The following is a 20,114-nucleotide window of genomic DNA, read 5'->3' on the forward strand; positions in this document are numbered from 1 at the left end:
GATTTTCAAGGGTTCACTCCGGGTTCCGGGGCGGGCTCCGAGGGAAGGTCGGCAGTGGGCAGCCCGGCCCCCGTAAGCGTCAGGATCGCGATCTTGCGGTCCAGCAGGGCAGCTTCCAGCGTCATCGCTTCCTGTTCCTTGGCGAAGCGGTTCGCGGCGAGATCGAGGTAGGCGCGCTCATCGAGGTTCGATGCGGAGAAAGCGGTCCTTGCCCGTTCCGCAGCCATGCGGGCGGCAGGAAGGTCGCGGCGCACATTTTCGAGCTGGGCCGCGAGTTGTTCCGTCTCCGCCAGCAAAGCGCCGACTTCGCCGACAGTCGCCGCCAGACGCGCGGCATACTCGGCATGAAGCCTGGCCCGCGTCGCATTGGCGATGGCGATGTTGCCCTGCCCGCGGTCGAAGATCGGCAGGCCGAGGGTGACGTTGGGGCCGCCGCTGACCACTTTGGAATTGTCGCTCGCCGCGCTGCCGCCCAGCACGAAGTCCGGGAACTGCGACAGGATGGCTTGCCGGACGGACTCGTCAGCAGAGGCATAGCCCATGCGCAGGGCGAGCAGATCCGGGCGCCGACCTGGCAGGTCGGCAAGGGTCGCCCTGATTTGCGCAGGATCGAAAGGCGGCAGCTCCGCCTTGTCCGCCAGCGCGATCACCGCATCGGGCCGGAGCCCGAGCAGGGCATTGAGCTGATGGCGCAGGGCAAGCTGGTTCTGATCGAGCGCATCGAGCGCGGCGCGGGCCGATTGCAGCGCCACGCGATCGGGCGCGACGGTGCTCAAGGTCACGGTCCGCGCGGCCAGCGCGGTCTCCAGCCGGGCGTTCCTGCTGCGGAGCAGTTCATAGGCCTCGACGTAGACCGGGCGGCTGCGCGCGCCCATTATCAGGCTCGCCGCGAGTTGGCGGGCCTTTCCGGCAACCTGCCACTCCTGCCAGACCACGTCTGCGGCGACCTGCCGCTCGCTGTCCGATGCGGCGCGGCGCCGCGACTTGTAGGTGATCAGCGCCTTGATGTCCTGCGCGATGCCGATGTTCCAGCCCGGCACCGTGCCCGCACCGGACAGAAGCGGAAGAAAGGCGGCAGACAACGACGGATTGGGCAGCAGGCCCGCCTGCCTCGTCTGCCCCGAGGCGACCGCCCTGCCCGCCCGGACGGCCTGGAGATCGGGATTGTTCGCCAGCGCCAGCAATGCCACCTCGTTCACCGAAAGCGGCGCGGACGGCGCCTCGCCGGACAGGCCCTGCACATCGCTTGCCAGCGGCGCCGAAGTCGGCAGCGGAAGCGGCGTGTAATGCGCGCAGCCGCTGACCGTGGCCACGGCGATGCCGATCAGAACCTTCATCGCGCCCCGGATCAGGACGGGACCAAGGGGATGCGGACGCATGGCGGCGAAAGAGCGTGCCACGGCGCTATGCCTGTTCCGCAAGGACGATCTTCGATGCGCTGCATGCCATTATCGCCAATCACCTCCGGCAAGACCTTCGGACGCGTAATAAGAGCAGGTACATTCGCCCAAGGTGAGCCGAATGTTAGGAATTCCCAACTTGCATGGCGATGCCGAGTGTGCGCCATAATGGAGGCGATACAAGTACCTGCCGCGGAGAACGGGCCGAGATGAAAATCCTCTTCCTCGAGGATGATGAAGAGCTGCAAAGGCACGTCGGACGATCGCTCGAATCCGCGGGCCATGTGATCGACGGCTGCAGCTCTGGCGCCGACGCGCTGTTCATGGCGACGAGCGGCCAGTACGATGTGCTGGTGCTCGATCGCATGGTCCCGGGCGTTGACGGCCTCAGCGTGATGAAGGCGCTGCGTGCCGCCGGCATTCGCACGCCGGTCCTGCTGCTGACGGCGATGGATGGCGTGGACGACCGGGTCCAGGGCCTCGAAGCGGGTGCCGACGATTATCTCGTGAAGCCGTTTGCCGTATCGGAACTGGTGGCGCGCCTCAATGCGCTGCTGCGGCGACCTCCGATTCCCGACGCCGTAGCGGTCCTGAAAGTCGCCGATCTGGAAGTGGACCTGATCCGCCGCACCGTGATGCGCGCGGGCGGAAAGATCGAACTGCAGGCGCAGGAGTTCAAGCTGCTCGAATACCTCATGCGCCACGCCGGCGAACTGGTGACGCGCACGATGTTGCTGGAGAACGTCTGGTCGTTCCACTTCGATCCGCGCAGCAACATCATAGAGAGCCACATGAGCCGGCTGCGCACCAAGGTGGATCGCGGCTTCGATCGCGAATTGATCCAGACGGTCCGGGGGGCGGGATATCGGATCGACGGTGGCTGAGCCGCTTAGCCGCAATGTCCTGCGCAGCGGGGCGTTCCGCTTCGCCGTGCTGTTTGCCGCCGTCTTCGCGGTGGGCTCGCTGCTCGTGCTCGTGGCGGTGCAGCGCCAGATCGAAGGCTATGCCGTCGCGGCAACGGACGGGACTCTCAGCAACGAAGCCAAGGTGCTGGCATCGGAATATCGGGCACTCGGCCTTTCCGGCCTCACCGACGCCATCCGCCGCCATTCCCACACCGGCAAAGATCCCCAGTTCCGGTTCCGCCTGGTGCGCGGCGACGGCATCCGGATCGCGGGCGACCTGCCCTCCGGCGTCCGGCTCGACGGGCGCGGCACGCTCAGCGTCCGGGAAGTCAACGTGGCCGTGCGGGGCGAGGCGATGGAAACCTTCCAGACCCTCGGCACAGCCTTGCCGGACGGGCTCCATCTTGTGGTTGCCACGGACACGTTCGATGTCCGCGCGCTGATGGCGCGGCTGCGGGCGTTCACGCTGGCCTGCGGGGTCGGCATTACCCTGTTCGCGCTGGTCGGAGGCTACTTCGTCGGCAGTCTGTTCGTGCGCCGTCTGCACGGGGTCAACACTTCGGTGAGCAGGATCATGGCCGGGGCCATGGACGAGCGGCTTCCGGCCATCGGCATGGGGCCCGAGTTCGACGAATTGTCCAGCAACCTCAATCTCATGCTCGACCGCATCCAGGGCCTGATGGAGGGCCTGCGCCAGGTATCTACCGACATCGCGCACGACCTGAGAACCCCTCTCACCCGTCTCCGCCAGCAGCTGGAGGCCCTACGCGGCCAGCAGACGATCGATGCCTACGATGCCGGCATCGACGTTTCGCTGGAGCAGACCGACGAAATCCTCGCCATCTTCCGGGCCTTGCTGCGCATCGGCACGCTGGAGGGCGGCGCCGGACGCGGCAGGCTCGCCCCGGTGGACATCAGCGAGATCGTGGAACGGGTGGGGCTGGCTTACGAGCCGGTCGCGGAAGATGCCGGCAAGCGTCTGGAGACCTGCATCGAGCCGGGACTTGCGGTGCTGGGCGATGGCGAATTGCTGGCCCAGATGTTCACCAACCTGGTGGAAAACGCGCTGATCCACACACCGCCGGGAACGCGGCTGACCCTGCGCGTCGCGCATCGCGGCGGATCGGTGCTTGCCGAAGTGGCCGACGACGGCCCCGGCATCCCGCCCGAGGAGCGCGACAAGGTGCTGGTCCGGTTCTACCGCCTGGACGCGAGCCGCAGCACACCGGGTTCCGGCCTCGGCCTGTCGCTGGTGCGCGCCATCGCGGCCCTGCATGACGCCCCGCTTCTGCTGGAGGACAATCGGCCCGGCCTGCGAATAAGCGTGAGGTTCCAGCTTTCCGGCGGTTCCGGTGAAATTCTGATGGAACATGCACGGTTGCCGAAGCCGGGCAGCGAGCTATGAGGGCCCATGCCTAGACGCAAGGACATCTGGCAGTGCGGATTGCTGCCGCACCCGGCAAGCCGGGTGCTCGCGGCGGACTATGCCGCAGCGGACATCGTGTGGTTCCCGCAGGAACCCGCGTTCACCTTCCTGGCCGACCCTTTCGGCTTCGACGACGGCAACCGGCTTCACGTCTTTGCCGAGCAATACGATTACCGCACACGTCACGGGGTGATCGAACGGCTGACGTTCGACCGGAGCTTCACGCTGATCGATCGCCGACTGGTGCTGGAGGAGCCCTGGCACTTGTCCTATCCGCAAGTCTTTCAGGGCGAAGGCGCGGTCTGGATGCTGCCGGAGGCGCATCGCTCGGGCAAGTTGACGCTCTATCGCGGCGATGACGCGCTGGACCGCTGGCGCCCGGAATGCACGATCGAGGTGGACTGCCTGCCAGTCGACGCATCGATCCTGCGACATGAGGGCCGATGGTGGCTGTTCTATTCGTCGGCCGAAAGTCGCGACACCAAGCTGGGCACGCTTCACGTCGCCTGGGCGGATACACTCACGGGCCGGTGGACGCCGCACCCCGGCAATCCGGTGCGACGCGGGCGGCAATCCTCGCGCCCCGGCGGAACCCCGCTGGTCGTGGAGGGGCGCATCATGCTCCCGACGCAGGACTGCATGCGGACTTACGGCGGCGCGATCCGTCCGCTCTGGATCGATCGCCTCGACGAGACCGGATTCTCGGCCGAAGCAGGCGATGCGATGGCGATCCCCTCCGGTCCTTCGGGCCGGTACGAAGGCATGCATACCCTGAGCGCGTGCGGCGCCGTCACCCTCATCGATGTGAAGACCATCGACCGTTCGCTGGCGGGCATGGCGCTCGATCTCAAACGGGCGGCGGGGCGATACGCTCGCAGATAGCAGTCCCCGCGCGCGCGAAGTTCGCCGGAGAAAAGCGGGCGAGCATATCCCGGCGGCTTGCCTGCCCCATGTCGGCCAGCCTGCTGGGATAGCTCAGCGCCTGACGCAGGTTCTCGGCGAGCGCGGCGGGGCTTTCCGGCGGACAGAGCCAGCCTGTCTCGAAAGGCCTTACCGAATGGACCAGTTCGCCCACGCTGGAGGCGATGACGGGAAGGCCTGCGGTAAGCCCCTCATGCGCCGCGATGCAGAACCCTTCCGAACGGGAAGGCTGCACGTAGAGGTGCCGCGTTGCCAGAAATCGCTTTGGATCCTCGGCATAGCCCGGCAAGCGAATGTCGCCGATCCTCGCCGCCTTCGCCTGTGCCTCCAGCGCGCCGCGCTCGCTTCCCTCGCCGGCGATGTCCAGCGTCCAGGGCACCGGCGCCGTAAAGCCGTTCTGCCGCAACCGCGCCAGCGCCTCGATCAGGACATCGTAGCCCTTTACCGGATGAAGCCGGCCGAGGCTGCCGATCCGCAGCACCTGCCCCGGCTGCCAGGCCCGGGCGACCGGCATTCGCGGATCGACGGCGTAGATCGGCCAGGTCGCGATCCGTTCCGGCCTTATCCCGAGCCGGTCCTTCATGAACCCGGCAACGGTCTGCGAATCCGCGACCCACAGCCTCGCCCGCGGTTGCAGCGCGCGCAGCAGGCGGAGGTTCCACGGCTTGAGGAAGGCAGCGTGCTGCCAGCAGACGACCGGCAGGCCCAGCCTCGGGCCGGCCAGCAGGCCCAGCGCCGTCGCCCGGCTCAGCGAGGTCCACAAGTGCGTGGCGTGCCATGCCCTCAACTCGCGCAGGAGCCAGCGCAGCGCCTGTGCGTGGTCCTTGTCGCCGCCGTCACGCACGCAGGGGGCGAGCCCGGCGGCTTCCATCGCGGCAAGCGCCCTGCCGTCCCGCCGGGTCAGCGCGAAGACGCGAACCGTGGCCCCGGCCTCTGCCAGCACCCGCGCGATCGACGGCACCGGCAGCGCCGCGCCGCCGCCTTCCACCGAATTGATGATATAGGCGATCCGCATCGTCCTAGCGGCCCATGCTGCTGCGCCAGACGAGCAGCACGAGCAGCCCGCTGGCAAGAATGGCCTGTCCCAGTGCCTGGATACCTGCCCCCATCAGCCCGTAGCGCTGGAGCAGCCAGGGCATGGCCGAGAGGAACACGAGGCTTGCAAAAAGGTTCGCGGCCATCGACCGCGACGGATGGCCCAGCGCGGAAATGGCCGAACTGCACGGCGGTCCGATCAGCGCTATCGCCCGGGCCAGTACCAGCACGATCATCACGCCGGCAGCCTCGGTGAAGGCCCGGCCCGCAAGGAGCTGGAGGATCTGCTGCGGGAACACCGCCACGACCAGCACCACCGGCGTTGCCGCGACCAGACCGACCGTCACGATCTTTCGCAATATCCGGCGCAGCGCTTCGCCGCCCCGGCCATCGGCAACCACATGGGCCAGTTCTGCATATGCGGTATTGCCCAGTATCTGGGCCGGCTGCGCGATGATGACGGTCGCGCGCTGCGCGACCGAATAGAGCCCCGCCATCGCCGGTCCCAGCACCCAGCCCACCACCAGCGGCGCCACTCTTCCCGCCAGTTCGCTTAGAGTCACGTCGGCATTGCTGGCGATGAGGAAGCGCCAGATTCCCGGGTTCTCCTGCGCCGCGCCGCCGGGCGCGGCGCTACCCGCAGGATGCGGCAAGGCCGCGCCGAGATTGCGGGCGGCGAGCCATATCCCCATGCCCCACATGAGCGCGAACTCGGCCAGCGCGGCGACCAGCCATGCGAACAGGAAGGAGCGGATACCCCAGCCGCAGGCAATGACGATCAGCGCGCCGCCAAGTCGGAAGAGCGGCTGCACCAGATTGTGCAGTCCCAGCAGGTCGAAACGCCCGCAGAGCTGGAGATATCCCGCCGGAGTAGAGCGCACCGATCCCAGCACGGCCAGGGCATAGAACGGTGCGAAGGCCATGGCTTTCGGCGGCCAGCCGAGATGCCCGCCCACCAGCGGCACCAGCAGAGCCGCGGAAAGTATCGCCAGCACGCCGCCGACCAGCTCAACCTTCGCCCCGAAGCGCAGCAGGCGGACGAGGCGATGCGGATCTTCCTGCCGCTGGGCCTCGGCTCCATACCGCACGATGGCCTGCCACGACGGAAACTCGACGATGCCGCAAACCGTGGTGATATAGGCATGGACCAGCACGAGCACGCCATATTCGGTCGGCCCCAGGAAACGCGTCGCCAGCAGCAGATAGGCCAGGCTGACCAGCCCCGCGCCGGCCTTCCCGCCCAGGACCATGCCGAGTGAGGCGAAGATGCGGCCCACTATGCCGCCGGGCAACGCCTCCGGCCGAACCGGGCTGTCCTGCCTGCGGATCGGCCCTTCACCGGCCGCGCGGCGCCAGAAGAATGCGTCGAGCGGCTTCATGCCGAAAGACGGTTCATGGGGCGGAAGGACGGCGACCGATGCTCTGCGAAGGTCGCGATGGCGATGGCGGCGCGAACCGAGGACGGCGTGTCCTGCAGATCGAAACTGCTGGCGAAAAGTTGCTCCTGCACCGCGCGATAGTGCTCCTCGTGCAGTTGCTCGGCACGGTCGATCGCGGCCGGCAGCTCGTCCGGTTTGCGGATGACCTCGCCCGCTGTCCAGTGGAGGAAATTGGGATCGCCGCGCCATTCGTGCCCGTGGCTGTTGAGGAAGATGCAGGGCCTCGGGCGCAGCATGAATTCGTAGACCTGGCTGCTGGCATCGCCGAGGTAGATATCGGAGGACAGCGTATAGGTCATGTCGGTCGAGGCGCGGCTGCCGAGGTCGATCTTGATATTCTCGCCCCGCAGGAAGCGCTGCGGAATGGCCCCCGCCTTTTCGATGCTGAGCTTGTCGATGGCCACGACGAACTGCCGCTGGAACAGCATGACGTGCGGTGCAAAGACCAGCCCGCTGCCCTCGTCGTTCAGGAAATGCTCGAAAACGCCGTGCCCGTGCCGATACCACGAGGACAGATGCGGCGAGCAATGCGGGTTGTAGAGCACCACGCGCTCCCCCGCCGGCAGGAAGCGTCTGGCGATCCGGCTGGGCAGGACGTCGAACTTGGGATAGCCGACGATGCTGATCCGCGTGGGTTCGACCCGGGCTTCGGACACCAGGCGGTCGCGGACTTTCGTGCCCGAACAGAGCACATGATCGAAACAGGCACTGGCCTTGTCGAAGCCGATCGCCCGGTCTCCGGCGCCGTGTCTGGTATGAACGATCGCGAGATCGTGAAGGCCGTAGCGCTTCTTGAGGATGAGCGAGGTCTTCTCGGCCACCACAAGCACGTCGAGACTGCGGAAAAACGGGAGATTGTCGCGGTAGATGAGCAGTTTGGCGGCAGGCACGACGCGCCCCAGCAAGGCGTCCATGCTGCGCGACAGCGTGGAAGGGCCCAGTTCGACATGCCGGATCGTCCTGCCGAGATAGTCACCGGCCAGGCGGCGCACTTCGGCGGCGAGGGCCGCGTTCGTGGTCGCAACGATCAATTCGCCCGGGAAACCCTGATCGGCCATGGCCATGGCAATCGGCAGGCTGTGGGCGACCTGGTGAATCTGGTCGTGGTTGAACAGGAATCCTATGCGCATGGTGCATGGACTCCGCACCGGCAGCACACCCGCATCCCGCCGCCTCGATTTTTTATGGGTGCCCTGCTTCCTCCGCTCCGGCGGGGCCCGAGACATGGCGCAGGACATCCAGGGCCACCAACGCGAGGCCGAGCAGCACGTGGACCAGCAGGATCACCGAGGCCATCATCGTCATCAGGGCGGCGATGCTTGTCTCATGCCCGAGCGTGAAGACCGCGAGCCCCGCGAAAGCCACGTCCTTGTTGGGCACGAAGGGCAGCCGGGAAACCAGCAGGCGCAGGGTCGAAAGCAGGAGCCATGAGGCCACCGGCACATGCGGCAGCACCATGTGCCAGAGCACCGCGGACAGGATCGTGGTTGCGGCGATGCGCAGCAGATGGATGCCCAGGATCGCGCCCAGTTCCTCTCGCGGTAGGGAAAAGATGCGTCGGCGCAGGAACATCGCCGCGATCGAGGTGACGAGCACCACGCCCAGCGAGACGAGGACGGAATCGTTCTCCAGCCCGAGATCGCCGGCGGAAACGAACGGCACCACCGCCAGAAGCAGGAACAGCGTCACCCCGTTGCCGGCCATGGCGGAAAGAATCGCCACGTCCTTGATCGCGCCGAACGGCGCCGCGGTCATCGCGCGGCGGCGGCGCGCCCATGTGTAGAAGTAGGCCTCTCCCAGATAGCCGAAGAGCAGTTCGTTGCACACGAGCTTGCGCAGCAGCGGCACCAGTCCGCCTGCGGGCAGGTTCCAGAGCCGGTGGAAGATCGCCCATTCGCTGAGCGGTCCGGCAAGGTAGAACACGGCGAACACGATCCAGAAGGACGGCGCGCGCGGGACCATGGCGTAAATCCGCGCCGGGTCCATGCCTCTCATCGCCAGCACCACGGCCAGCGCCACGAGCACCGAGAACAGCAGCGGCAACAAGGCCGCCATGCGAAAACGCGAAGCCCTGTCCTGGGCCTGGAGCGGGGGAAAGCGCGGCGACGGCGCAGCAGGCATGGCAGATGGGAGCAAACGGATCGTCCTCGGGTCTTGTGAAGGGAGTGGGGCCGCGACCTAACGCAGCAGCTCCGGGAGGAGTGCGGTGCGCACCTGATCGGACACGGCAACGGCCTCGCGCATGACCGCAAGATACGAAGTTGCGGCCAGTTCGAGCGAGAACCGTGCAGCATATGCCCGTTCGCCGGGGCCCGGCTGAGGCAGCCGTTCCGGGCGGGCAATGGCCTGCGCCATGGCGTGCACGTCGCCGACAGGCACCAGCACCCCCCGCGTGCCGCCCCCCAGCAAGCTCTTCATGCTGGCGCAGCAATCGGTGGCGATGACCGGCAGGCCCGCGGCGATGGCCTCGATCACGACGGCGGGCACCCCTTCGTAGTTCGAGGAGAGCAGCAGGCAGTCCGAGGTCCGGAGATGCTCGTCTGGAGACGGAAGGTGGCCGGTGAACGTCACGATACCCCGCAGCGCCATGGTCCGCACGACCCGCCGTAACGCGCCAAGCTCCGGCCCCGCGCCAACGATGGTGAGCCGGTCACCCGGCCTGAACCCCGAGGCGAAAGCCATCAGCAACATCTCGACATTCTTCTGCGCCGCCAGCCGCCCTACCGCGAGGTAGCGCAGCGCCCGGCCCGCCGCGCGCTCTCGAGGCATCGCCTGCAACCGTTCGAAGCGGCGCCGGTCCAGCGCCGGATCGTGGATCGTCGTCACCCGATGCGCGGCGACGCCCATGCCCTTGACGACTTCGTCGAACATCGGCTCGGCCAGCGCCACGAAGCGATCGAGGAACAGTCCGTTCAGGCGCAGCCAGAGCCGGTACCACAGCCGGCGGAGCAGCGGCTTGTCGGCGCGAACAAGGTCGTTGCTCACTTTCACCACAACCGGCGGGCAGCGATCGCCCAGCAGCAGCTTCATCACCACGCAGACCACGGTGTAGGTGTTGCCGGGGCAGAACAGCACATCGGCCCGGCCCCGCGCCAGATAGAGGCACAGGCACCACATCATCCAGATCGTTTCGAAAGGCGCGGTGGGGATGAAGCTGCGACAACTCCAGTACCGCAGGCCGGGCGGCGCGCAGGCGCGGTCCGGGCCCTCGTTTCGCCCCAGCACGACGACCACGTCGTGCCCGGCGTCCTGCCAGTGCCGGGCCAGGTTCAGCGCGACGCGCTCAACCCCGCCCGGCTCAAAGCTGTGAATGGGAAGGACGATCCTGAGAGGTTCGGTCATGCCGATATGACTCCGGCATTCCTCCGGACCCACACTGCGCCCCGGAGGATTTTTTCAGGCGAGCAGTTCGGCGTAGCGGCCCGGAACGTGCCCGGCGGAGAATGCGGCAAGGGTGCGATCGATACTGCGCACCAATGACGCCTTCGTCACGTCTCCGGGATGGACGGCGATGCGCACCACGCGCTGGCGCTGCATGGCCCGCCGGGCGAGCGCGGCAAAGAACAGCGAAGAGGCCGTGCGCATGGTGCTGCGGCTTGCCCAGGTGATGACCGGGCCGCGCGCGAGCGGCCGGTCCGCGTTGCCCGGCTGCCAGACGCGGAAATGGTCTTCCGCCAGCGCGAAACCGCATTCTTCCATCGCCGCCATCGCGCCCGGCCCGTAAAGCCAGGCCGGAGCGATGAAACCGGCCGCCGGCATGCCCACGATGTCTTCCAGCAGGGCCTTGCCGTCGCGCATTCGCCGCAAGGCTTCGGCTTGGGAAAGGCCAAGGAATTCGCCCTCTCCCGCCGTCATGTGGCGCGCCTTGAAGCCCGCCCCGCCGCCGTGGACGGCATCGTCGCGATGGTACCAGCCGTGAACGAACATCTCGACCCCGGCCTCGGCCCAGCCCCTTAGCCGTGCCTGGAAACGCGGCGCTTGCGAAAGCGATGCCCGCCCCCAGTGATCGGGCACGACCAGCATGGCGAAACGCGCCGCGCCCAGCCGGGCCTCCAGAATCTCGACAAGCCGGTCCACCTCGCTTTCGAAGCAAGGGGCGACATCGTGGATCGAGACGAGCAGGCGCCGGGTCTCAGCGCTATTGCGGAGTTCAGAACTGGGCATCGACGCCGATCCTCAGGGAACGCGGGCGCATCGGTGTCTGCTGCAGACCCTGAGCCACCGTGAAGGGATTGCCGAAGGCAAAAGTGTTGCCCCGGTCGTTGAGAATGTTCGCAAGGTCGAGCGACAGCCCCCAGCGGCCGAATGACAGCCGGCCGCCCGCCGAGAGGTCGTAGTAACGCCCCTGTGTCAGCGCGAAGGGGGAAAGGATCGCCAGTTTCGAACGCCCGACATGGCGTATCGCCGTATCGAGCGTGAGGTCCGCCCAGCCAAGCGAATGGACGAACTTGGCCGCCGTGCGCCATCCCTGGTCGGCGACGTTGGGCAAGTCTCGGTCGCTGATGTTGTCGAAGCCCGGGGCGGGATCGGACAGGCTGCTGGAATTGAGGAAACCCGCCGCCTCCAGCGACAGGGCGTCCACCGGGCGCCAGGCCAGCGAAAAGGCCAGATTTCCTACCCGGCCCGAACCGATGTTCGCCACGTAGGGCAGCCCGTCTATGGCAACGAGATCGGCCTGGATATTCCGCCAGCGAGCGAGCGAAGCGGTCAGGCTGCCGGACAGGCGGGCGCCCTTCTCCATGCCGAAGCGCAGGCCCAGCTCAACCGTCTGGATGCGGTCGGACACGAAGCGATCCGCGCTGGGATCGGCCGCGGAGCCGGTTACCTGAAGACCCCCGGGGCGATAGCCCTGCTGATATCGGCCATAGGCCAGCACCCCTGCTCCCGGCTTCCATGACAACGCAACGGAGGGCAGAAAACGCTGCTGGCGGCGCACCGGCTCGAAATCGAGGCCACCCTGCCCCATGAATTCGCTGGTCTGGCGAACGTAGCTGAACCGCCCCCCGAGCGTGAGCTGGACATTGCGCCGCAGAGGAATGCCGAACTCGCCGAAAGCTGCCGCATCCAGTGTCGTGTTGGCGAGATTGGAGAGCGTGTCCAGCGCACCGGGCGCGCCGAGCCTGCGCACCGCACGGTCGATATTGTTGACCAGGCCCAGACCCACGAGCCATGTCCCGCCATTGCCCCAGTTCCCGCTCAGCCGCGTCTCGTGCGAGAGCAGCTTTACCGCGACATCCTCCTCGTACTGCCGGATCTGCGGCGATGCGGAGGTGGTGGCATCGAACACGGTGTCGATGCTCTGCCGGGCATAGCCGGTGGCAGAAGTCAGCCGGGTTTCACCCCAATCGCGGGACAGGGTCACGCCGGCCAGGCGATAGTCGTTGTCGAACGGCTGCGCGATCGCGGACGAACGAACCAGATCGGGCTCTCCGCGCAGGGTATATTGCCCGTCGCGGGAATTGAGGTCCTGTCCGGCCAGAGTGACATCCACCGTCCATGCCGCATCCGGCTGCCAGCGAAGCGCCGCGCGAAACCCCGTCATGACGTTGCGGTTGATGTCCCTCAGACCGCGCGCGGCATCGTCGATATAGCCGCCGTCGACGGTGCGGTAGACCACGGCGCGCAGGGCCAGTCGATCCCTTGCCAGCGGCAGGTTCGCCACGAGCGCCCCGTCGCCGCCCGGCGCGCCGTCCTGCGTGAGGCGGACGCCGAACGCCCCTTCGAGCGAGGTCTTTCCCGGATCGGGCGGCGTCGGGACAAGGCGGATGATGCCGCCAAGGGTTCCCGCCCCGTAGAGCGTGCCCTGCGGCCCTTCCAGCACTTCGACGCGGGCGATGTCATGCAAGGCAAGATCGGGGTCAGGCGCGGAGTAGATCAGCCGCATCTCGCCCAGATACTGGCTGATCGTAGACTGGCTGGTGCCGTTGAAGCTGCTGTCGGCGATGCCGCGGATGAATATCTTGTTCCGGCCCGGCCCCAGATTGGTCGAGGACAGCTCCGGCAGCTTGCCCAGGATATAGCCGGTTCCGCGCCCGCCTGCCCGTGCCAGTTCCTCGCGGTCAGGCTCCACCACCGCCAGGCTGGCGGGATAGTCGGCAAGGCCAAGGCGCTGCTTGGTCGCCGTGACGAGAATGTCCGGCCCCGCCACCTCCGGGACAGGCACTGGCCGGATAGCAGGAGCCGCCCCCATGCGCGGCGCCCTGGGAGCGATGGCGGGCGCAGCGGCGCGCTTCACCAGCCGCACGGTACGGGAATCGACGAAGACGAAGTCGTACCCGCTTCCGGCGAGAATTCGCCGCAACGCCTCGGCTACATCGTGACGGCCCGAAATCCCGCGCGAACGCAGGGTATCCAGCCTGGGATCGCCGAGCGCGATCGAGATTCCCGCCTGCTGCGCAAGGGCCAGCAAGGCGTCCGAAAGCCGCCCCGCCGGCACCGCGAAAACATGCGTCTCCGCTGCCAGCGCCGGAGCGGCCTGCATCGTGTTGACGGCGACCGCCAATAGAGCGGGAAGGAACCGGTTAACGTGTGATCGACCAACCATCGGCAGTTTCGGTCACCTTCGCACCAATCAGGACCTCGACACGCCGTTGCAGCGCCGCATTGTCCCCGTCCAGCTGTATCACGCCCGTGAAACTTGTCTTCGATAGATCGGGGCCCAGTTCGATGGCAATCCCCCGCGCCCGGGTAATGTCGCCCGCGACTTCCACGAGCGGCGCATCGCGGTAGACCAGCTTGCCGCGCGTCCATGCGCCGATGTCGGCGGCGGCCTTGCTTCCTTCCATCAGCCTGTCGCCGCTCGCCTTCAGGGTATCGCCGGCATTGAGGCGAAGGCGCGTAATGCCGTCCTCGAACCGGACCGCCCCTTCGGACACTTCCACCTGCACCCCGCCGCTGCCGGAGCGAACGTTGAACACGGTCCCCACATCGACCACGCGCTGCGAACCGACGGTCAGGGTGAAGGGCTTTTCCGCATTGTGACGGACGGAGAACTGCGCCTCCCCGGCCTTGAGTTCGGCAACGCGCGGGTCGGACTGGCGCAGCACCAGTTCGGTGCCGCCGTTCAGCATGATCCTGCTGCCGTCGGATAGCGCGATCGTCCGTGCTTCGCCCGGCGCCGTCGTCACGGTGTAGGACCGGTCCCATCCTCCCACGGCCATCCATGACCCGGCGGCGACAAGCGCCACGGTCGCCGCCATGGCCGGCCACATCCAGCGTCCGGGCCGCCGCGCGCCGATCGGCGAGACGGCAGCATCCCGATGCCCGGCTTCCGCCTCTGTCCGAAAATTCTCCTGCCTCGCCAAAGCCACGGCGGGAGAGAGCGCCAGATCCTCGTCGCAAACGGCCTCGTAGGCATCGTTGTGGCGCGCATCCGCCTCGAGCCAGGCGGCGAACTCGCCCCAGTCCTCCTCGCTCGCATCGGCGAGCCGCACATGCCAGGCGATTGCCTGCCCATGAATGCCCTCGTCATCGGGACGAATCATCGAACCCTCCTGTTCTTCCGGCCCCGCCGGCTGCATCGTCCAGCCGGGCGCGAATTTCGAGCACCGCGCGATAGGCGCGCTGCAAATGCTTTTCCACCGCGCTCAGGCTTATCCCGAGATGCCCCGCGATGTCCTTCTGCGACGCGCCTTCGATCCTGAACTGGCGGAAGACGTAGGCGGTCCGCTCCGGCAACTGGGCAAGCCGGGCTTCCACGCGGGCCAGCTGGTCACGGGCCACGAGCGTGGCTTCGGCGTCGGGCGCGGCATCGGCCTGTTCCTCGCCGTCCCGCGCGTCGATCCAGCCCGCATCGCGGGACTGGCGGCGCGTTTCCGTGCGCCGCCGAGTGTGAGCCATGTTGTTGACCATCTGGTAGAGATAGGCGCGCGGTGCGCGGACCGGCCCCGTCACCGTGGTTTCAAGGCGAAGGAACAGATCCTGCAACAAGTCCTCGACATCCGCCTCGCTTACCCGGCGGGCCAGCAGGAAGCGCCGCAGTTCGCCCCGCATGGCGAGGCATACCTGCCGTAGTCCTCCATCGGCAGGCACCTCCTGCCCGAGCGACGTCATAGCCCGTCCTTCCTGCGCAAGCGCTCTTTCCTCTCTCAGGTAAAGCAGATGTTCCGGTGATCTTCCAGCGACCGTCATGGCACCCTCAGAAGCTGGACGTCAGCACGAGGCTGACATCGCTGCCGGCTCGCAGTGCCTGCCCAAGGCCCGCCGCCCTTCTACCGGAATGCACGTCGAGCCCGAGCCAGGTCCGCGGCTCGCCCGAGCCGTTGAAAACGGCGACGCGGGCGGCAGCGTGAACACCCATGGCTGCCGCGGGCTCGCCGTTGGTCATGCGAAGGAGGTCGTTTTCGAGCGAACGCCCGCCCCAGCCGCCCTGCCGGTAGATGCCGGCCGAAACCGACCAGTCGCGCCCATGATCCAGCGAAAGTTCCGCCGCCGCATATCCGGCGCGGGTCTTGGCCGGAAGCAGGATGCCGGAACCGCTTCGCCGGCTTACACGGCCGGCAACGCCGTTCAGCCGCAGAATACTGCTGTCTCCCAGCGAATGCCAGGCGCTGAAGCTCATGTGCCGCCCCCGGAACCGCGCCCCGTCCGGATCGCCGGGAAGCTCTACCGGATCGAGCGAACGGATCGCCAGCAGGTCGAAACGCCAGCCCGCATCGCCGGAATCGTTTTCAAGGCGCATGACCTTCACCTGATCCGGCATGGACATATCAGACAGCGACCACTCGACGAGTTGCGGCAGATAGCGCGCGCCGCTCATGCCCCAGACCTTCTCGGTCCGCGCCTCGGCAATGTTCGGCCCCATCGCAAGCAATGCGCATGCAACGCCGGTCATCTTGGATCGCCTCATGACTGGAGCTCCGTTCCCCGTCCCGAGCGGCGGGACCTTGGAGAGACTCCGGTGCGAGCCCGAACCCGCACCTGAAAATGCGTGATGCGGGAAATGCGGGTTCCCGGCGTCTAGGCGAGATCGAAGCTGGAGTTCTCCTGCGTGTACCGACTTGGTTTCATCACCCTTGCCATGGTTGCCGGTCTTTCCGCTTCCAACATCGCCCGCCCCCTTCCGGCCGCTGTCTACCAGCCGCGAGCCAAAGCTGCTTCGGGAACGCCGGGCACACTTTCCGTCATGACCTACAATGTGAAGGGCCTGCCCTTCCCCGCCGCGCTGGGCCGCCCGGCCGCGCTGGAAAAGATCGCGGAGCAGCTTGGAAGCCTCAGGCTGAGCGGCCGCCAACCGGATGTCGTGGCCTTGCAGGAAGCATTCGTCCCCGAAGCCAAGGCGATCGCCGCTCGCGCCGGTTACAAGTGGATCGCGATCGGACCGCAGCCCTCGGAAGCTCTCGGCAAGCCATCGGATCGCTCCGAGAGGCTGGCCTCCGCCAATCTTGCGAACGGCGCGTCGTGGACCAGAGGCGAGACCGAGGGCAAATGGGTGGACAGCGGCCTCGTCATCATGTCGGACTACCCGATTATCGCTGCAAGACGGATGGCCTTTCCCGCGTCCCTCTGCGCGGGTTTCGACTGTCTCGCCTCCAAGGGACTGCTGGTGGCCTGGGTCAGGGTTCCGGGGCAGGCGCAACCCGTCGCGGTTGCGAATACCCATCTCAACTCCCGCCGCGCCTCAGGCGTCTCGGTCGATCGGGCCAACCAGGCCTACAGGCTGCAACTGGCCGCTGCCTTCTCATTTATCCACGCCCAGGTTCCTGCGAGCCAGGCATTGGTTTTCGCCGGGGATTTCAATGTCGGCCACGACCCGGACCGCATCTCCGGAGCGAAAAGCCTGATCGGCGATGCACTGGGCACCGCTGAAGCCTCGTCCCGGCTGCCGGGTTCCGAAACGACCTTGCGGCCGGAACTTGCGGCAATCGTGAAGCGCGGCAAGGACAAGCAATATTACCGTTCCGGCACTGCCACGAAGCTCGCCTTCGGGGCCATGGACGTACCGTTCGGCGCCCATCCCGGGGCCGATGCGCTTTCGGATCACATCGGCTACGTCGTCACTTATTGCTTCCACAGCAACGACTGCAAACAGCGATGAACCCGCAAGGTCGGGGCATCGACCTTCGGGCCGCCCGGGCAAAGTGCCCGAGCGGCCCTGTGAGGGTCAGAACTTCTTGCTGACGCCGAACTGGACGATACGCCCGATGCTGAAGGCGCTTCCCTGCGTGGTATCGAAGCCCAGACCGGCTGCCGAACGGAACTCGGGCGGCGACACATCGAACAGGTTCTGCACGTTCAGGGTGAACGACAGGTCGCTCCCCCAGGCGGACTTGGACTTCACGTCGTACTTGAAGAACAGGTTGATCGCATCGAAGGCCGAAACCCGGGTCTGGCCGAATTCGACCGTGCCCCGCTTGTATCCCGAGGTGTGGTTCCAGATGACCTGCGCGCGCAGCCCGCCGATCCGGGTTCCCAGCGTTCCCTGGATGCGGAACACCGGGGTGTTGAAGGCCAGATCGTCGGCGACAGGCAGCGAAGGCAAGGCGCGCGATTTCTGCGAAAGTCGGTAGTTCCCCGTGACGCTCGCATCGAAGGAAGCGAAGCGGGTATCGAGCACGTAGTTGGCCGAGAAATCGAGGCCGTCGAGCTTCGCGGTGCCCAGGTTCCTTGCACGGGTGTCCAGCGAGACCAGCACGGGCGAGTTCGTACCGCCCGAAGTGATGATCGCCTGACCGGTCGAGGTCGGGTTCGCCACCGTGAAGTTGAAGTTGGCCGGATCGAACTGCGTCAGATAGGCCGCCAGTTCCTGGCCGCTCGGGCGAACCGAATAGAGCTGCGGAAAGTTCGCATAGTAGTCGCTGAGGTCAGCTCCGGTTACCGGCCTCCCGATCGTTCCCGTGAGGTCAATGTTGTAATAGCTCGCGTTCAGCGTCAGCCCCGGCAGGAACGGCGGCTCGATCTCCGCGCCGACAGACCAGTTCGTCGCCTTCTGCGGCTGAATTCCGGGAGCGGTACCCGACACGAACAGCCCGATTTCACCGGGAGCGGCGGTTACGCCGGGCGGCGTGCGCAGGAATGCAGCGGGCACCGTGGCCACGGCAGAGGCCATGACGCCAAGCTGGTCCACCGGCGACGGAGCCGTGAAGGACTTGCCCCAGTTCCCCCGGATCGCGATCCATTCGACCGGGCGCAGGGTTGCGGCGAACTTCGGATTGAAGGTGTCGCCGAAGTCGTTGTACTTGTCGTAACGTGCCGAGGCCGAAAGCGTCAGTTCGTTGATGAACGACATGGCGTTTTCATCGCCGACGATCGGGATCGAAAGCTCGCCGAAGACCGAATCCACCTTCTGGGTGTAGCTCGTCGGGTCCTGCAACAGATACGTCGATGCATTCGTCGACCGCCTGTTGAAGTTGTCCTGCATGTGTTCGTAGCCGGCCGCCGCGCGCAGCGTGCCGCCAGGAAGTTCGAACAGCGGCCCGTTGACGATGGCCCTGTAATCGAACAGTTCGTTCCGGCCGGTGCCTTTGTTGTAGCGAAGCAGGCCCGAAGCCACGCTGGGCGATGTTGCAGCCACATCGTAGGGATTCAGCGTCCCCCCGGCCAGAGCGGCAGACTGTGCCGCCGCGCTGATCTGCGCATTCGAGAACGACGTCGTGGCAAGGCCATAGCTGAACAGCCCGCTGAATTCCCAATCGGAGCCCAGCTCCACCGAGATCGAGGGAGCAACCCGCCATGTTTCGAGGTCGGTATTCTGCGTGGACGAAGCGGTTCCGAACAGCGGGCTGTAGTCATACCGGACGACCTGAGGCAGCCCGTCATTGGCGTCGCCGGTCGGACGGTAGAAGGGAGAGCTTGCCGCGAGCGTGGCCTGACCCGCAGCGCCGGTGCCCAGCGCTCCCGTTCCCAGCGTCCCGCCGATCTGCTCGATCGAACGATTGGCATAAAGCGCGGTCACGTCGAAACGCACCCCGCCCGAGAGGCGCTGGTTGAGACGGGCGAACACGGTGTGCAAAGTCGTGGTCGGATAGATGGCGACAGGGTCGGAGAAATCGCAGGAATTGGGACCGCCGGCGGTGATCCCGCCTCCCGAAGGCACATAGGAGGTCGTTCCGATGGTCACGTTGGGCGCCGCACAGTTGCGGCCGGTCGGCACTCCGGTGTTCCAGTCGACCTGCTTCACCCAGTCCCGGTCGGCGCCAAAGACGCTGTCATGGTGGGAATAGCCGTAGGCCACATAGAAGCCGCCCGAGCCCCAGTCCTTGCCGGCCATCCCGCTCGCCTCGACCGACTGGAAATCGTCACCGATCCCATATCGCGCATCCATCTGGACGCCGTCGAAACGATCGCGCGACACGAAGTTTATCACGCCGCCGAGCGCGTCCGAGCCATAGACGGCAGAACCGCCGTCCGTCATCGCCTCCACGCGCTGGATCACGCCCGGCGCGATGATGTCGGGATCGACGGCAACCTGCTGGATGCCCGCGCCAACAACGCGCTGGCCGTCGAACAGCACGAGCGTCTGGGCGCCGCCGCTGGTGTTCGCGCCGGGAAGGCTACGAAGGTTGGGGCGATTGATCGGGTTGCTTCCATTGGCGCCCGGCTGCTGCGAAACGCCGGCCGGCAGTCCGTTGAAGAAATTGCCGACTTGCGGAATGGAGCTGAGAACCTGGCTCGTCGTGGCAGCGCCGGTGGCCGCGATCTGTTCCGCGCTCATGTCGATGACATTGTTGCCGGCCGGGGCGATGCCGCGGATGAGAGTACCGATCACGACGATCGGTTCACTGGTCACCTGGTCGGCAGCCGACTGGTCCTGCGCGGGCGGCGGCGCGTCGGCCTGGGCCATTGCCGCTGCCGGCATGACAGCGACCGAAGCCGCGCAGAGCGCGAGACGCCCGACCGAACACTTGTAATTGATTGCCAATTCCTCATCCTCCCCTGGTACAATCAAACCCGTCGGCCTTTGCGGCCGATCGAGGCAACGAAACGTCTTGATCGGGACTTGCGGTTGCGCCTCCGCATTTCGGGATGGTCGGGATATCGGCTGCTTCTC

At 66.6% G+C, this 20,114-nt stretch carries 16 protein-coding genes; 4 read left to right on the forward strand and 12 right to left on the reverse strand.

All coding sequences use genetic code 11. From position 1 onward, the window contains the following. Positions 1-5 precede the first annotated feature (5 nt). Positions 6-1,337, reverse strand: a complete 1,332-nt coding sequence (locus ACLIMP_RS13395) for a TolC family protein (protein ID WP_324699061.1) — start codon at positions 1,335-1,337, stop codon at positions 6-8. Positions 1,338-1,609: 272 nt separating this feature from the next. On the opposite strand from ACLIMP_RS13395, the gene ACLIMP_RS13400 reads away from it, so the two are divergent. From ACLIMP_RS13400 to ACLIMP_RS13410, 3 genes are read left to right on the forward strand one after another with little or no spacing between them, the layout of a single operon-like run. Further along, the gene (locus ACLIMP_RS13400; RefSeq protein ID WP_443477898.1) at positions 1,610-2,284 is read left to right on the forward strand and encodes a winged helix-turn-helix domain-containing protein; all 675 of its coding nucleotides are present in this window, start codon (positions 1,610-1,612) and stop codon (positions 2,282-2,284) included. Further along, complete coding sequence (locus ACLIMP_RS13405) at positions 2,277-3,710, forward strand: sensor histidine kinase (RefSeq protein ID WP_054440463.1); 1,434 nt, start codon at positions 2,277-2,279, stop codon at positions 3,708-3,710. The genes ACLIMP_RS13400 and ACLIMP_RS13405 overlap by 8 nt, the downstream gene beginning before the upstream one ends. 6 nt (positions 3,711-3,716) lie before the next feature. Further along, the gene (locus ACLIMP_RS13410) at positions 3,717-4,613 is read left to right on the forward strand and encodes a glucosamine inositolphosphorylceramide transferase family protein (RefSeq protein ID WP_324696048.1); all 897 of its coding nucleotides are present in this window, start codon (positions 3,717-3,719) and stop codon (positions 4,611-4,613) included. On the opposite strand, the gene ACLIMP_RS13415 is transcribed toward ACLIMP_RS13410, so the two are convergent. The 10 genes from ACLIMP_RS13415 to ACLIMP_RS13460 all read right to left on the reverse strand — a co-directional run bounded on the left by ACLIMP_RS13415 (position 4,579) and on the right by ACLIMP_RS13460 (position 15,959). Further along, positions 4,579-5,667, reverse strand: a complete 1,089-nt coding sequence (locus ACLIMP_RS13415) for a glycosyltransferase family 4 protein (RefSeq protein ID WP_054440467.1) — start codon at positions 5,665-5,667, stop codon at positions 4,579-4,581. The genes ACLIMP_RS13410 and ACLIMP_RS13415 overlap by 35 nt on opposite strands. A 4-nt stretch (positions 5,668-5,671) precedes the next feature. Beyond that, the gene (locus ACLIMP_RS13420; RefSeq protein WP_324696050.1) at positions 5,672-7,066 is read right to left on the reverse strand and encodes a lipopolysaccharide biosynthesis protein; all 1,395 of its coding nucleotides are present in this window, start codon (positions 7,064-7,066) and stop codon (positions 5,672-5,674) included. Beyond that, on the reverse strand, positions 7,063-8,256 hold the full coding sequence (locus tag ACLIMP_RS13425) for a CDP-glycerol glycerophosphotransferase family protein (protein WP_324696052.1): 1,194 nt from the start codon (positions 8,254-8,256) through the stop codon (positions 7,063-7,065). The genes ACLIMP_RS13420 and ACLIMP_RS13425 overlap by 4 nt, the downstream gene beginning before the upstream one ends. A 52-nt stretch (positions 8,257-8,308) precedes the next feature. After that, a complete protein-coding gene (locus tag ACLIMP_RS13430) occupies positions 8,309-9,181 on the reverse strand; it encodes a hypothetical protein (RefSeq protein ID WP_292636433.1) in 873 nt (290 codons plus the stop codon). A gap of 123 nt (positions 9,182-9,304) precedes the next feature. Then, positions 9,305-10,468 carry a glycosyltransferase gene (locus ACLIMP_RS13435; RefSeq protein WP_324696057.1) on the reverse strand — a complete coding sequence of 388 codons (1,164 nt, stop codon included), beginning with the start codon at positions 10,466-10,468 and terminating at the stop codon, positions 9,305-9,307. A gap of 54 nt (positions 10,469-10,522) precedes the next feature. After that, a complete protein-coding gene (locus ACLIMP_RS13440) occupies positions 10,523-11,290 on the reverse strand; it encodes a polysaccharide deacetylase family protein (RefSeq protein WP_324696059.1) in 768 nt (255 codons plus the stop codon). Next, on the reverse strand, positions 11,277-13,670 hold the full coding sequence (locus tag ACLIMP_RS13445) for a TonB-dependent receptor (protein ID WP_443477899.1): 2,394 nt from the start codon (positions 13,668-13,670) through the stop codon (positions 11,277-11,279). The genes ACLIMP_RS13440 and ACLIMP_RS13445 overlap by 14 nt, the downstream gene beginning before the upstream one ends. Further along, positions 13,648-14,610: a FecR family protein gene (locus ACLIMP_RS13450; RefSeq protein ID WP_324696063.1), complete on the reverse strand. Its 963-nt coding sequence runs from the start codon at positions 14,608-14,610 to the stop codon at positions 13,648-13,650. The genes ACLIMP_RS13445 and ACLIMP_RS13450 overlap by 23 nt, the downstream gene beginning before the upstream one ends. Beyond that, a complete protein-coding gene (locus ACLIMP_RS13455; RefSeq protein ID WP_185997011.1) occupies positions 14,594-15,178 on the reverse strand; it encodes an RNA polymerase sigma factor in 585 nt (194 codons plus the stop codon). Before ACLIMP_RS13455 ends, ACLIMP_RS13450 begins: the two co-directional genes overlap by 17 nt. 85 nt (positions 15,179-15,263) lie before the next feature. Next, positions 15,264-15,959 carry a hypothetical protein gene (locus tag ACLIMP_RS13460; protein ID WP_443477900.1) on the reverse strand — a complete coding sequence of 232 codons (696 nt, stop codon included), beginning with the start codon at positions 15,957-15,959 and terminating at the stop codon, positions 15,264-15,266. A 156-nt stretch (positions 15,960-16,115) separates the two neighbouring features. On the opposite strand from ACLIMP_RS13460, the gene ACLIMP_RS13465 reads away from it, so the two are divergent. Continuing rightward, complete coding sequence (locus ACLIMP_RS13465; protein WP_324696068.1) at positions 16,116-17,162, forward strand: endonuclease/exonuclease/phosphatase family protein; 1,047 nt, start codon at positions 16,116-16,118, stop codon at positions 17,160-17,162. A 66-nt stretch (positions 17,163-17,228) separates the two neighbouring features. On the opposite strand, the gene ACLIMP_RS13470 is transcribed toward ACLIMP_RS13465, so the two are convergent. Further along, entirely contained in the window at positions 17,229-19,985 is a 2,757-nt protein-coding gene (locus tag ACLIMP_RS13470; protein WP_324696070.1) for a TonB-dependent receptor domain-containing protein, read from the reverse strand. Positions 19,986-20,114 lie beyond the last annotated feature (129 nt).

The organism is Novosphingobium aeonii, assembly GCF_052279045.1.
Lineage (GTDB): Bacteria > Pseudomonadota > Alphaproteobacteria > Sphingomonadales > Sphingomonadaceae > Novosphingobium.

Bases quoted from the DNA above. Each gene is read 5' to 3' on its own strand.
- ACLIMP_RS13460 (WP_443477900.1), bottom strand. From the start codon at position 15,959: ATGACCGGCGTTGCATGCGCATTGCTTGCGATGGGGCCGAACATTGCC.
- ACLIMP_RS13415 (WP_054440467.1), bottom strand. From the start codon at position 5,667: ATGCGGATCGCCTATATCATCAATTCGGTGGAAGGCGGCGGCGCGGCG.
- ACLIMP_RS13400 (WP_443477898.1), top strand. From the start codon at position 1,610: ATGAAAATCCTCTTCCTCGAGGATGATGAAGAGCTGCAAAGGCACGTC.
- ACLIMP_RS13445 (WP_443477899.1), bottom strand. From the start codon at position 13,670: ATGGTTGGTCGATCACACGTTAACCGGTTCCTTCCCGCTCTATTGGCG.
- ACLIMP_RS13420 (WP_324696050.1), bottom strand. From the start codon at position 7,066: ATGAAGCCGCTCGACGCATTCTTCTGGCGCCGCGCGGCCGGTGAAGGG.
- ACLIMP_RS13430 (WP_292636433.1), bottom strand. From the start codon at position 9,181: ATGGCGGCCTTGTTGCCGCTGCTGTTCTCGGTGCTCGTGGCGCTGGCC.
- ACLIMP_RS13395 (WP_324699061.1), bottom strand. From the start codon at position 1,337: ATGAAGGTTCTGATCGGCATCGCCGTGGCCACGGTCAGCGGCTGCGCG.
- ACLIMP_RS13425 (WP_324696052.1), bottom strand. From the start codon at position 8,256: ATGCGCATAGGATTCCTGTTCAACCACGACCAGATTCACCAGGTCGCC.
- ACLIMP_RS13410 (WP_324696048.1), top strand. From the start codon at position 3,717: ATGCCTAGACGCAAGGACATCTGGCAGTGCGGATTGCTGCCGCACCCG.
- ACLIMP_RS13440 (WP_324696059.1), bottom strand. From the start codon at position 11,290: ATGCCCAGTTCTGAACTCCGCAATAGCGCTGAGACCCGGCGCCTGCTC.
- ACLIMP_RS13435 (WP_324696057.1), bottom strand. From the start codon at position 10,468: ATGACCGAACCTCTCAGGATCGTCCTTCCCATTCACAGCTTTGAGCCG.
- ACLIMP_RS13450 (WP_324696063.1), bottom strand. From the start codon at position 14,610: ATGATTCGTCCCGATGACGAGGGCATTCATGGGCAGGCAATCGCCTGG.
- ACLIMP_RS13455 (WP_185997011.1), bottom strand. From the start codon at position 15,178: ATGACGTCGCTCGGGCAGGAGGTGCCTGCCGATGGAGGACTACGGCAG.